Raw genomic sequence first — 13,396 nt, forward strand, 5'->3', positions numbered from 1 at the left:
AAGCAACCGCCCCTTCTTACTTATATAGTGAAGGTAGGCAATCTTTATATGTCCGTTTAATATGGTTTGATAAAAGTCGAGATTTGTCGGATAATTGCAGTGTAATATTAGATGAAATTCTTATCTAAGCCTGCTGAATCTCTTTAACTATATTCAAAACAACTATGTCAGGTGCTTTGAATGCTATAATTGTCTCAGCCAGACAGGGTAAAGTATAAACCTGTTATCCTAGCACGTTATAGCCAACAAATAACTTCATTATATAGATGGAACAGATATTAGCTTTAATATTGTAGCATGAATCAAATTACACTTCTCTGGGCGGATGACGAGATAGACATGCTAAAACCCCATGTGTTGTTTCTAGAGAAAAAAGGGTACAGGGTTATTACGGTCAATAATGGTGCAGATGCTGTTGAAGCAGTGATTTCACAATCGCCAAAAGTTGTGTTTCTCGATGAAAATATGCCCGGGATGTCTGGGTTGGAAGCACTTGCTCGTATCAAAGAGTCAAGACCTGAGATTCCGGTTGTTATGATTACCAAGTCAGAGGAAGAACAAATTATGGAAGATGCCATTGGGTCTAAGATTGCAGACTACTTAATTAAACCTGTCAATCCCAATCAAATTGTTCTTTCGTTGAAAAAGTTATTGGACAGCGGAAGAATAATCTCTGAAAAGACAAATCTTGGCTATCAACAAGACTTTAGAAATATTGCTATGGCAATGATGGATGCCAATTCTCTCAAGGAATGGAAGGATATTTATAAAAAACTTGTTTATTGGGAATTGGAAATTCAAAAGGCACAAGACCAAAGTATGAGTGAGGTGTTAGAAACCCAAATGAATGAGGCAAACAGGAATTTTTCTGATTTTATTGAGAAGAATTATTTCAATTTCTTGAAACAAACAGGGGAGGACAGCCCTGTAATGTGTCACAATCTCATTAGAAGAAAAGTGGTACCCCATCTCGATGAAAAAGTGCCGGTGTTTTTTATCTTGATTGATAATTTGAGATATGATCAATGGAAGGTGATTGCTGAAACTATCAAAACATTGTTTAAGGTTGAAAATGAAGGGTTGAGCATGAGCATTTTGCCAACCACAACACAGTATTGCAGGAATAGTATTTTTAGTGGATTGCTACCCTCAGAAATAGAAAAGCGTTTTCCTGATAAATGGTTTAATGATGAGGATGAAGGCGGAAGAAACCTCTATGAAGCTGATTTTTTGAAAGATTTATTACAACGGTTAAGATTAGATATTAAGCATAGTTATACTAAAGTTACAAATCTTGATAACGGAAAGGCAATGGTCAATAACATTGGAAATATGTTTCATAATCAACTCAATGTGATTGTTTATAATTTTATTGACACACTTTCGCACGCCAGAACTGATGTCAGTGTGATGAGAGAGTTGTCTGAAGATGAAGCGGCATATCGTTCGTTAACTGACAGTTGGTTTAAACACTCGCCTCTTTGGGAAGCTATGCAGAAGATGGCAGAAAAGAAAGTAAAGTTGATTATTGCTACTGATCATGGTTCTGTGAAGGTGAAAGACCCGGTGAAAATTATTGGAGATAAAAATACAACCACCAATTTGCGCTATAAACAGGGTAAGAATTTGAGCTATAATGTCAAAGAGGTTTTTGAAATTAAGAAACCCGAATTGGCTTTTCTGCCTAAGGTTCATGTAAGTTCAAGTTTTGTTTTTTGCAAGGGAACAGATTTCTTTGCTTATCCCAACAACTATAACCATTATGTGAAATATTATCGAGACACCTTCCAGCATGGGGGAATTAGTCTAGAAGAGATGTTGGTGCCATTGGTTACGTTGAGCAATTAAAATTCTATGGTTCATACACTTGAACTACAAAATAATCAGATACAGCAGGTAGTTGAATTAATTTGCAAGACATTGCCAACACGCAATATTGTTTTGCTGTATGGTGATTTAGGAGTCGGAAAAACAACGCTGGTTAAGGTAATATGCAAATATTTGGGTATTCAAGATAATGCAAGCAGCCCGAGTTTCGGATTAGTCAATGAGTATGGCAGTGGCGCCAATAAACTTTATCATATAGATTTATATCGAATCCGTTCAGTTGAAGAGTTTTGGGATATTGGGGGAGTGGAATTGCTTGAAAGTAACGCTCCTTGTTTTATAGAATGGCCCGAATTGGTGCAGGACTATATTGATGTTCATAGGAAAATCGAAGTATATATTGCTTATGCAGCTGATGAGAACAAAAGGAGATATTCAATTTATATGTAATAGAATGAGTATGGTTTAAACCTATTATTTATTATTTATTTATTTTTAGTTTTGCCCACCCTTGAACCATAAGAAGAAATGAAAAAAAGAATTCTAAGATTTTTGAAAAGGTTACCCATGTTGAATTTAATAAGAAGAGTTCTTTATGCAACACAGTATCCATTGAAGCAATTAGGCAAGGTAATCAAATGGGGTTTTACTTCACGAGAGGATACAAATTATACGTATGATCTATCAGATGACAACATGTTGTTTATGGCGCATTTTATTGCTGTAGTTACCGGCAAGCAGTACAAAGACGTTCTCACTTTATTTGATGAAATTCAACAAGATAGTTCATTGCGTTCACATGTGCTTGATGAAATTAAGAAATCTCCACTTGGAAGGTTTGCAGACAAGGAGGTAAGATTGGCTAGAAGAATTGGCTGGTATGCCTTTGTACGCATTGTAAAACCAAAGGTTGTAATAGAAACAGGTATAGACAAGGGATTAGGATCTGTAGTGCTCTGTGCCGCACTATTAAAGAACAAAGAAGAAGGGTATATTGGAAAGTATTACGGTCTTGATATCAATCCTGAAGCCGGTTACTTGCTCAGCGGTAAATACACAGAGGTTGGAGAAGTGCTTTACAATGATTCTATAGAAAGTTTAAAGACTTTTAATGAGCCTATTGACCTATTTATCAATGATAGCGATCATTCATTGGAATATGAATATAATGAATACAAAACAATTGCCCATCTCTTGACTGATCAATCAATTATTCTGGGTGATAATTCTCATTGCTCGGATAAATTAGCTTTGTTTTCTCAAGAGACAAATAGACGATTTCTGTTTTTTAAAGAAGAGCCAATCAATCATTGGTATGAGGGCGCAGGAATTGGGGTATCGTTCAAATGAGGATTCATTTGCCCTGTTTTAATCTTTCAATCCTTGTCATAATTGAATTCCCAACCTTAGGTTGCCATTAGTACCAGGCTTGTGTTGCCGGATCTTGGTTGATATTGGAGTTCTGTTCGCACGTATTTGATTTATATTGGAAGAGTTAAATGCCTAAAATTACAAACTAAACTTCTGTTGTGGTAGTCTTTAGTGTGAGTTTAATAGTTCGGTGTGAACAAAATAAACGTTCAATTTTGACAAACAATAATAATCCTCTTTTTTTGTCTCCTTAAATATTACTTAATGAAAAGCCTTTTATTCCTATTGTCTGTATTGGTATTCTATGATATAAATGCACAAGTGGTAACTATTTTGAATTCAGTAGAGAATCGAGCTATAGAGGGTGTGAATGTAATTAGCATGACACCTGTATTTAATGCAACTACTAATGTAAATGGACAGACAGACATATCTTTGTTGGCAGATGCTAGTGGAATTGAGTTTAGAGCAATAGGGTTTAAAACAGAGATTAGAAGTTTTGCAGAATTAGAAAAAGACAAATTTATTGTCATGATGCATCCCATTGCTGTCAATATAGACGGGGTGGTAGTTTCTGCAAATCGTTGGATGCAATCAACGCAAAATGTCCCATCATTTATAGCAACAGTTAGCCCAAGGGATGTGTCATTTTTTAACCCTCAAACAGCAGCGGATTTATTAGGTTTGTCCGGTGCGGTATTTATTCAAAAAAGTCAACAAGGAGGAGGAAGTCCAATGATTAGAGGGTTTGCAGCCAACAGATTATTGTATGCAGTGGACGGAATAAGAATGAATTCAGCAATATATAGGTCTGGTAATTTACAAAATGTAATCTCCTTAGACCCTTTTGCAATGGAGAACACAGAAATACTCTTTGGTCCGGGTTCTGTGATTTATGGCAGTGATGCAATTGGGGGTGTTATGAGCTTTAGAACTTTAACACCGCAATTTTCTTATACAGCTGTTCCACTTATTAAAGGCAATGCAGTCTTGCGGACTTCTTCTGCTAATAATGAAAGAACAGGACATTTTGATGTAAATGTGGGATGGAAAAAGTGGGCAATAGTTACCAGCATTACTCATAATAATTTTGGTGACCTGAAAATGGGTTCTTATGGTCCTGATGAATACCTGAGAAGGTTTTATATTCAGCGTGTAGATAGCGTTGATAAGATAGTTGAAAATCTGGATCCTACCGTTCAAAATCCAACAGGATATTCGCAAAACAACTTGATGCAAAAAATCAGATTTAAGCCTAATCAGCGATGGGATTTTACGTATTCATTTCATTTTTCTGAAACTTCGGAATACAGCCGATTTGATAAGCTGATTGAAATGAAAAATGATTTACCTTCCTCTGCATACTGGAGCTACGGTCCTCAAAAATGGATGATGAATAATGTGGCAATCACTCATAATGCAAAAAATCGCTTCTATGATGAAATGTCTGTGAAATTAGCTGTCCAAAATACAGAAGAGAGTAGAATAAGTAGGAAATTCAAAGGAAGTGAAAAGAATATCTTAAGGACACAATTGGATAAGGTAGAAGCATATTCGGCTAATATTGATTTTCAGAAATCACATAATCGTCATCATTACTTCTATGGAGTTGAATATGTTTTTAATAATGTAATTTCAAGAGGTTCAGGATATGATATCGCGGTTCATATTCCTGTTGGAGTCGAAGATAGATACCCTCAATCAGAATGGCAGTCGTATGCAGCTTATCTTAGCTATCAATATGAGATTTCCAAGAAAATGATAATGCAAGCAGGTGGACGTTTCAATGCATATCAACTGAATTCAGATTTTACTAGGCTTTTAGCATTTTATCCTTTTGACTTTAATAAGGCTGAGGTGAATAATAACGCTATTACCGGCTGTTTGGGATTTGTCTATAAACCCAATGCAACGTGGATACTGAGTACAAATCTTTCTACCGGATTTAGAGCACCTAATGTGGATGATATCGGAAAAATTACAGACGTGGTAAATGGGGAAGTAGTAGTGCCCAACCCGAATTTGAAAGCAGAGTATGTATATAACGGAGAAGTGAATGTGGTCAAAGTATTTGGAGATATGGTCAAATTAGAAATGTCCGGTTATTATACATATCTGGATAAAGCAATGGTGAGACGACCATTTACGTTTAATGGTGAAGATAGTATCATGTACAATAGTGTATTGAGCGAAGTATATGGGATTCAGAATGCAGCTTTTGCTATGATATATGGAACCTTTGTTGGGGTTGATGTGAAATTGCCTAATGGTTTTGGATTTGCTACAAAATTGAATTATCAAACAGGAACTGAAGAGATGGATGATGGAAGTAAAACACGCCCAAGACACATAGCTCCGACTTTTGGGGTAACAAAGTTGACATACAAATACAATAAATTGAATATGCAAGTTTATAGCATGTATAGTGCGCAAGTAAGTAATCAAATGATGGATGCTTCGGAAATTAGGAAGCCTTATTTGTACGCAAAGGACAAAAACGGCAATGTATATTCTCCGGCTTGGGCTACGCTCAATTTTATGTACATGTACCAACTGACAGAAAATATTGCATTTGCTGTCGGAATGGAAAATATCCTTGATAAACGCTACCGGGTTTATCGCTCCGGCATTGCATCCCCGGGTCGCAATTTTGTATTTTCTATCAAATCAAATTTCTAATATGAAAGCGAAGTGCGCACTCTTTTTGTTTACATTCATTTCACTTGTTGTCATTTCTTGTAATAACCAAGCGGAGATTGATTACGAAAAACAACGTTCGTTAGAGTACATAGATTCATTGCAAAGTGATTTGTTAGAAATTAAACAGAAATTAGATGGCATTGACTTTGAGGAAATTGCGCATAGAAAGCAATATATTTTATCTGAAATTAAATTGATTCAAGAAGCAGTTAAACCGGAACAAAGGAGCGAAGAACTGAGCAAAATTTTGACAGACTATCACGGGTTTTTTATGATGTATGAAAACTTGGATAAGAATATAGAAACGATTGTAAAAGAGTCTGAGGAATTATTTATTCAAACAAGAACATTGAAACAATCCGTAGAAAATGGAGATTACGGGAAAGAAGATTTTAAAAAATATCTGAAAGCAGAAGCTAAAGAAATTGCACAGTTGAAAACAAAGTCAGCAGCCATACTTGACCCGGTCATTGAGTCGGAAAATATGTTCTTAAAACGCATGGAAAAATTAGAAGAGATTAGCAAAAGCCTTAAAATAGACTCTCCAACTCCGAAGGCGCAATAGGTGTAAAATTACCTTGATTCTTGAACCATGTTATTTGCCTTTTGGCATAATTGCGGGTATTCTGTTTTATTTTTTCGATACATTCTTGACGAGATAGTTTGCCGTCAAAAAAGTCGAAAAATTCTTTGTAACCAACAGTCTTCAAAGGTTCCAGTTCTTTAAATGGCATTAAGTTCCTTGCCTCCTCTTCTAATCCTTGTGCTATCATGATGTCCACCCGATTGTTGATTCTTTCATACAGAGTATTTCGTTCAATATCTATATAATAAGATACTGTATCAAAATTTCTCTTTTTAGAATGTTGTACTCTATATTCAAGATTAGATTTTCCGCTGATTTTGACTATTTCTATGGCTCTGATTAACCTTTGCGGATTATGTATTTCTGTTGTTTGATAAAAATCCGGATCAAGTTTTTGAAGAAGATTTTGCAGAGATTCGATTCCTTCTTGTTCTAATAAATTTTGTAGTTCATTTCTGATTTTAATAGAAGCATGGGGCATCTCGTCCAGTCCTTCCAACACAGCTTTGATATACAATCCGGTACCTCCGCAAAGGATGATTGTGGGGTGTTGTTGAAATAAGAGTTCAAGTAGAGCAATGGCTTCTTTCTCATACGTGCCTGCATTCAAAGGTGAATGTATCGAATGTGAAGCGATGAAATAATGTTTAGCAAGGGATAATTCTTGGGTAGAGGGTCTTGCTACACCTACATTTAACTCTTGATAAATCTGTCTGGAATCTGCGGAAACAATTGGGCAATGAAATTTTTGAGCCAGAAAAATTGCCGTAGATGTTTTACCGGAGGCGGTAGGTCCTGCTATAACAATGAGTTTGTTCAACCTTAGTCAAAAGTGGGGGTTGCTTTAGTATGAATCTTTTTCATCGTACTCATCGCCATACTCAGGTCCAAAATCATCCTCATCTTCGTCCTCTTCTTCGTCATCATCAAAATCTATCCCGTCTTCAAAATCAGGGTCTGAGATATGTCTTCCTCCTTTTTCTTTGATGAGTTGTTCTGCTATTGAGTCAAATTCTGTGTCCTCAATCAGTGGCATATCAATAATTCCGGTGTTTTGCTTAGGAGCTTTGCCTATACTTTTGTATAGAAAGGGATATGTTACGTCTTTTGCATCTTCAGCAATAATGTTTTGTAATTCAATATGGAGTGTCCACATCTGCATGAAATCATTGATATAAATAAACTTCTGATGCGGGTCGTTGATATGTTTTTTTAACAAACAATCTTGCATTAGATTTTTAGGTGTTTCAGCATCTTCAAACCCCATGTCTTCTAAGGTAATTTCTAATCCTTTTGCCCAACGATCATTGGATAAAAAGAAAGAAGCGGGTTCCATATCTTTAAATTCAATAGCGTTTAGTATTGCTGTATGAAAATCTTTAAATGTGTGATTGGGTTTCATGTCAATCCAACGGATGATTTCATCATCATCTTCAAACCATATCTTAAAACGGTAAATCATATATGTTTAAATGAGGGTGTCAAATTTATTTATTTTGAATAGTCTTGTGCAATGTTTTTGGTTTTAGACCAATTTTTATTCCTTCTGCCATCATAAAGTCAAAAGCTGCTAAATGTTCATCAGGAATTTTGCCTTCCAAAATAGCTTCTCGAATGGAGTTTTTTAATACCCCGACTTGTCTGGGGTCTGTAATTTCAAAATGCTGCAAAATGTCATTGCCGGAAATGGGTGGTTGCCAGTTTCGCAGCCTGTCTTTTTCTGCTACATCATTAATTTTCTGCTTTACCAATTCCAAGTTCGCTAAGTACTTTTTCTTTTTTACTTCATTTTTTGAGGTTATATCGGATTGACAAAGTATCAGCAAATCATCAATACTTTCACCGGCTTCAACCATTAATCTGCGTACAGCAGAGTCGGTTACAGTTTCTTTGGTAAGAGCAATGGGTCGCAAGTGCAGAAAGACTAATTGTTCCACATACTTCATTTTTTCATTGAGCGGGAGTCGTAGCCTTCTAAAAAGCGATTTTACCATTCGGGCACCTTTATCTTCGTGTCCATGAAATGTCCATCCTTCGTTTTCTACAAATTTTTTAGTTAACGGTTTTGCAATGTCATGTAAAATAGCTGCCCACCTGAGCCATAAGTTGTCAGACTGTGTAGCGACATTGTCTAATACTTCGAGGGTATGATAAAAGTTGTCTTTATGTCCTTTGCCATCCACCCATTCTACTCCTTGTAAAGCAACCATTTCAGGGAAAAAGATGTGAAGCAAACCTGTGTCAAATAAATACTTAAAACCTATGGAAGGCTTGGGAGAAAGTATGATTTTATTGAGTTCCGCAATAATTCGTTCTGAAGAAATAATTGAGAGTCTTTGGTTGTTTTTAGTAATACTTTGAAGTGTTTCATTCTCAATTGTGAAATTAAGTTGGGTTGCAAAACGAATTGCTCTCATCATCCTCAAAGGGTCATCACTAAAAGTTTTATCAGGGTCAAGTGGGGTGCGGATAATCTTTTGTTTTAAGTCTTGAATGCCATTAAATGGGTCAAATAGAGTGCCTGCATCTACATCATTCAGAGAAATGGATAGTGTGTTAATAGTAAAATCTCTTCTGTTTTGGTCGTCTTCAAGGCTGCCGTCTTCTACAATTGGTTTGCGTGAATCTCTCGAATAACTCTCTTTGCGAGCACCTACAAACTCAATTTCATATTCTGCTATCTTAACTTGTGCAGTACCAAAATTCTTGAAATAAGAAACGTTTGCATCTTCGTTCAAGTTTTCGGCAAAATGTTTGGCAAAGTCAATACCACTGCCCAATACAACCACATCAATGTCTTTACATTCTCTTTTGAGTAATAAATCGCGGACAAAGCCACCAATCAACCAAGCCGGCTGCTTGATCTGTTTGCTTGTAGCTCTTAATTTTTCAAAGATATGTCCGGTTAATTCAATTTGCATTTATGAGGGGTGCGAAGTTACAGTTGATAAGTCAATAAATACATAGCCTTTTCAGTGTGTTTTTATTGTAAAATACTGCGATATTCTTTGGAGAGAGGCTCGCGACCTAAATACATTTGACCAAAGAGCAACTGCCCTTCATCATTTAATCTGAAACCATCATAAAAGAATCTGCTGTCGGAGGGGAAGTTTTTATATAAATCGACCCATGTAATTTTGTTTGGAAGATTTCCTTTGATTTCAAGGAGCATGCTGTAATAGATCTCGGCATACCAATATGTTGGTACTTGTTCTGAAACCACAATTTGATCGAGAGGCATTTTACTATATCGGTCATTTCTATATGTACTCCAGAGCATAGGAGCAGGAATAATGATTAATTTGACTCCTTCTTTGTTGCAGAATGTATGAAGAGATTTAATGTTTCGCGCAATTAAACGTGCTTCTGCCTTTAACTCTTTTAAAACCTTCTTGTCTGTTAGGGGGAATGAATCCTTATAGCCCTGTACAGTGCGAAATGGATTGAATAAATATACGCTGTCTTCTATGTTGCGATTATCTATAGCCTTTATAGATTTCAAAATCTCTATCTCATTTGAATTCAAAAGTTTGCCTTGTCCATCTGACTCAAACTTGTAATTCGGAAGTGCAATTAAATCATGCAGTATCCCCGCATCTATCTGTAATACGAGTGTGTTTGGAGTGTGATGTGAAAGATATTTTTTGAGAGAAGTAATGTTGTGTAAGAATTTTTGATTGGTTGAAATATCAACAAACTGAATTGATGTGTTTTGCGGATTTGATTTTAATACATGGTGCAACCATAAACAGCTATGTAGGCTATCTTTGGTAGAAGTGCTGAGATAAAAAATAGTCCGTTTTTTCTGAGAATGTTTCGGCTCGATTTTCAAAATATTGTCAGGTGTTGCATCCCACGCTGCGGTTTCTTTATGATGAAAAGTTAAAAAAGGGTTGTATAATTTGAGGCTAAATTCAATTACTACAATACATCCCAACAAGGCTCCCAACAATATAAACAATCTCCTTCCCAAGCAATAAATATTTAGCGCAAAGATATTTTTTGTTAAAATGAATTCAAATAGTATTTTCGCAGCCCTGTTCACAAGAATATGCCCGGGTGGCGGAATTGGTAGACGCGCTGGTCTCAAACACCAGTGAGGTAACACTCATACCGGTTCGACCCCGGTCCCGGGCACTCTTCTTCTCTTGTCTGATTTTCTAAACAGGTCTTTATAACTATTCTACTGTAATACCGCCTTTTGTATTCTTACAAAAAATCGAATAACTACTTTCGTAGGCTAAAATTTGAATATATGAAGTTTGCTAAATTATCCGGTGTTGTAGTTTTACTTGCTTTGATGGTAGCAGGGTGTGTTTCAGAAAGGAAATACTCCGAATTAAAAGCCCAATATGACGAGTGTGTTCAAAAACGTGACAAGTATGAAAGCAGTTTCAAAAAAGCGGAAGCACAACTGATTGTTGAAAAGGAAACGGTTGAGCGTATGCAAAAAGAAATCGCTTCTTTAAGAATTGATTCTGCCGAATGTTATATGGCTTTAGAAAGAACTAAAAAGCTTTACAATGATTTGCAAGACCTTCAGCAAAGAATTATTGCAAATTCTCGTGATGAGCAAGATAGAACAAAAAGAGATTTGCAAGAAACCTCCGAATTGCTCAGACTCAAAGAAAAAGATTTGATGGATAAAGAGGAGCAATTGCGCCAAACAGAGTTAAGAATTAGGGCATTGGAAGCGGATTTGGCAAAACGTGAAGCGAGAGTAATTGAGTTAGAAAGAATTTTAAGGTCTAAAGATTCAACTGTGCAAGTCCTCAAAGATAAAATGCAAAAGGCATTATTTGATTTTCAAAACAACGGACTCACTGTGGAAGTGAAAAATGGAAAAGTATATGTCTCAATGCAAGAAAAGTTATTGTTCAAATCCGGTAGTATTGAAGTTGATCCGCAAGGAAAGAAAGCGTTGCTTGAATTAGCAAAAGCCTTGTTGGAACAGCCGGATGTAACAATTATGGTAGAAGGACATACAGACGATGTGCCTGTTATTAAAGGCAGTTCGATTAAAGATAATTGGGACTTGAGTGTACTTAGAGCTACTTCGATTGTCAGAATTTTGACAGATGAAGGCCATATTGAACCAACACGCATCATAGCATCAGGAAGAGGCGAGTTTGTTCCATTAAATCCGGCAAAAACACCAGAAGCGCGTACAATGAATAGAAGAACTGAAATCATTCTTACTCCTAAATTGGACGAATTGATTAAAATTTTGTCAAACTAAATTTGACGTGCAGATTGCCTTATATGTCATAGGTAAAACTAATCTTCAAGGTGTTCAACCGCTGATTGATGAATATTCGAAACGCGTAAATAGATTTGTGAAATTTGAGATGCTTGTTCTTGCAGATATCAAGAATGCAGGAAGTCAGACTGTAGATATATTGGTAGATAAAGAGGGTGTTTCTTTTCTTTCCAATATTAAAAGAGACGACTTTGTTGTGATTTTAGATGAAAGAGGAACGCAACTTTCATCAATCGCATTTGCGGATAAATTGCAGGATATGATGAGTACGGCAAGAGGGAGGATTGTGTTTCTGATTGGCGGAGCGTATGGATTTTCTCAAGATGTTATTAATCGTTCCAATTATTCATTGTCGCTTTCTAAGATGACCTTTAATCACCAAATGGTTAGAGCAATTTTTATAGAGCAGTTGTATAGAAGTATTGCCATCTTAAAAGGATTGCCATACCATCATGAGTAAATAGGAGTTTACTTTTTTCTGACTATCTCAAAACTTTTGAAAGAATTTGCAACCTGAATAGATTTGACATACACATCAGATACTTTGCTCCAGATATTTCCTTCCTTACATTTTTCAATAAAAACGTCCAGGTTCCTTTGAGTTCCACATGCAACAATCAAGACAGAGCCGTCTGCTTGATTTTTCACCCAACCTTTGATGTCTAATTTTACTGCAAGTTCCTTGGTAAATTTGCGGTAATAAACACCTTGTACCGAACCCGTTACGGTTAATTCAATGCATATGTCAGGAATAGATTCAAGTGTTTTATTTCGTAGTCTCATGTGTCAATAGGGATACACAAAATTAAACGAAGAATAATGATGTTGTGTGCTTTTTGACGAGAAAAGTATTCGAGCAGATGAAAGACCAAAATCAGATTAAAAGAATTTTAAAATTAGTTTGGGATTGAAAAAATACTTCCTATATTTGCACCCTCAAAACAAGGGACATGTACGCAATCGTAGAAATAGCAGGTCAACAGTTTAAAGTAGAGAAGGATCAATCTTTATTTGTACACAGATTAGAGAATGAAGCCGGTTCAAGTGTTGATTTTGATAAAGTTTTGTTAGTTGACAACGAAGGAAAGATATCTGTTGGTTCTCCAACTGTAAAAGGAGCATCAGTTAAAGCTTCAATTTTAGAACATGTACAAGGGGATAAAGTTCTTGTATTTAAAAAGAAGCGTAGAAAAGGATACAAAAAATTAAATGGACACAGACAACAATTGTCCAAGATTAAAGTTGAAGCAATTACAATCTAAGAAGTAAAGTAAAATGGCACATAAGAAAGGAGCAGGTAGTTCGGATAATGGAAGAGAGTCGCATAGTAAACGACTTGGCGTAAAATTGTACGGTGGTCAAATTGCTAAAGCCGGCAACATTATCGTTCGTCAGAGAGGTACAGTTCATCATCCAGGTGAAAATGTTGGTATGGGTAAGGACCATACACTTTTTGCATTGATTGATGGTACTGTAACTTTCAAAAAGAAAAAGAATAACAGAAGTTTTGTTTCTGTTGTTCAAAATTAAATTGAAGTTTTCATAGTTTAAAGTTAATGGTTTGGAATTGCCCCGATTACTCGGGGCTTTTTCATTTATAGGGAGTTAGCAATTAGTGTATAAACATTCACATTTACTTGTGTTTTAGTTCT

General features: G+C 36.0%; 14 protein-coding genes and 1 tRNA gene. 10 read left to right on the forward strand and 5 right to left on the reverse strand.

What is annotated here, in order from left to right:
• The first annotated feature begins 297 nt into the window (after positions 1-297).
• The 5 genes from M0R38_09845 to M0R38_09865 all read left to right on the forward strand — a co-directional run bounded on the left by M0R38_09845 (position 298) and on the right by M0R38_09865 (position 6,463).
• Positions 298-1,848 carry a PglZ domain-containing protein gene (locus M0R38_09845; protein ID MCK9482045.1) on the forward strand — a complete coding sequence of 517 codons (1,551 nt, stop codon included), beginning with the start codon at positions 298-300 and terminating at the stop codon, positions 1,846-1,848.
• Between the two features lie 6 nt (positions 1,849-1,854).
• Complete coding sequence (gene tsaE, locus M0R38_09850) at positions 1,855-2,277, forward strand: tRNA (adenosine(37)-N6)-threonylcarbamoyltransferase complex ATPase subunit type 1 TsaE (protein MCK9482046.1); 423 nt, start codon at positions 1,855-1,857, stop codon at positions 2,275-2,277.
• 78 nt (positions 2,278-2,355) lie between these two features.
• Entirely contained in the window at positions 2,356-3,177 is an 822-nt protein-coding gene (locus tag M0R38_09855; protein MCK9482047.1) for a class I SAM-dependent methyltransferase, read from the forward strand.
• A gap of 285 nt (positions 3,178-3,462) precedes the next feature.
• On the forward strand, positions 3,463-5,877 hold the full coding sequence (locus M0R38_09860; GenBank protein MCK9482048.1) for a TonB-dependent receptor: 2,415 nt from the start codon (positions 3,463-3,465) through the stop codon (positions 5,875-5,877).
• Between the two features lies 1 nt (position 5,878).
• Positions 5,879-6,463: a hypothetical protein gene (locus tag M0R38_09865; protein ID MCK9482049.1), complete on the forward strand. Its 585-nt coding sequence runs from the start codon at positions 5,879-5,881 to the stop codon at positions 6,461-6,463.
• Here the strand turns inward: M0R38_09865 and miaA are convergent.
• The 4 genes from miaA to M0R38_09885 all read right to left on the reverse strand — a co-directional run bounded on the left by miaA (position 6,429) and on the right by M0R38_09885 (position 10,445).
• Entirely contained in the window at positions 6,429-7,304 is an 876-nt protein-coding gene (gene miaA / locus M0R38_09870) for a tRNA (adenosine(37)-N6)-dimethylallyltransferase MiaA (GenBank protein ID MCK9482050.1), read from the reverse strand. The genes M0R38_09865 and miaA overlap by 35 nt on opposite strands.
• Positions 7,305-7,328: 24 nt before the next feature.
• Positions 7,329-7,946 (reverse strand): plasmid pRiA4b ORF-3 family protein, encoded by a 618-nt coding sequence (locus M0R38_09875; protein MCK9482051.1) that lies wholly within the window; start codon positions 7,944-7,946, stop codon positions 7,329-7,331.
• A gap of 25 nt (positions 7,947-7,971) precedes the next feature.
• Positions 7,972-9,405, reverse strand: a complete 1,434-nt coding sequence (locus tag M0R38_09880; protein MCK9482052.1) for a CCA tRNA nucleotidyltransferase — start codon at positions 9,403-9,405, stop codon at positions 7,972-7,974.
• 62 nt (positions 9,406-9,467) lie between these two features.
• Positions 9,468-10,445 (reverse strand): hypothetical protein, encoded by a 978-nt coding sequence (locus tag M0R38_09885; GenBank protein MCK9482053.1) that lies wholly within the window; start codon positions 10,443-10,445, stop codon positions 9,468-9,470.
• A 92-nt stretch (positions 10,446-10,537) separates the two neighbouring features.
• On the opposite strand from M0R38_09885, the gene M0R38_09890 reads away from it, so the two are divergent.
• The 3 genes from M0R38_09890 (at position 10,538) to M0R38_09900 (ending at position 12,204) form a co-directional block, all read left to right on the forward strand.
• Positions 10,538-10,621 (forward strand) — tRNA-Leu (locus M0R38_09890).
• A 118-nt stretch (positions 10,622-10,739) separates the two neighbouring features.
• Entirely contained in the window at positions 10,740-11,723 is a 984-nt protein-coding gene (locus M0R38_09895; GenBank protein MCK9482054.1) for an OmpA family protein, read from the forward strand.
• Between the two features lie 7 nt (positions 11,724-11,730).
• On the forward strand, positions 11,731-12,204 hold the full coding sequence (locus tag M0R38_09900) for a 23S rRNA (pseudouridine(1915)-N(3))-methyltransferase RlmH (protein MCK9482055.1): 474 nt from the start codon (positions 11,731-11,733) through the stop codon (positions 12,202-12,204).
• An 8-nt stretch (positions 12,205-12,212) separates the two neighbouring features.
• On the opposite strand, the gene M0R38_09905 is transcribed toward M0R38_09900, so the two are convergent.
• A complete protein-coding gene (locus M0R38_09905) occupies positions 12,213-12,527 on the reverse strand; it encodes an acylphosphatase (protein ID MCK9482056.1) in 315 nt (104 codons plus the stop codon).
• 167 nt (positions 12,528-12,694) lie between these two features.
• Between M0R38_09905 and rplU the strand changes: the two genes are divergently transcribed.
• Complete coding sequence (rplU, locus tag M0R38_09910; GenBank protein MCK9482057.1) at positions 12,695-13,006, forward strand: 50S ribosomal protein L21; 312 nt, start codon at positions 12,695-12,697, stop codon at positions 13,004-13,006.
• A 13-nt stretch (positions 13,007-13,019) separates the two neighbouring features.
• The gene (rpmA, locus tag M0R38_09915) at positions 13,020-13,274 is read left to right on the forward strand and encodes a 50S ribosomal protein L27 (protein MCK9482058.1); all 255 of its coding nucleotides are present in this window, start codon (positions 13,020-13,022) and stop codon (positions 13,272-13,274) included.
• Positions 13,275-13,396 lie beyond the last annotated feature (122 nt).

This window comes from Bacteroidia bacterium (assembly GCA_023228875.1).
Lineage (GTDB): Bacteria > Bacteroidota > Bacteroidia > NS11-12g > UBA955 > JALOAG01.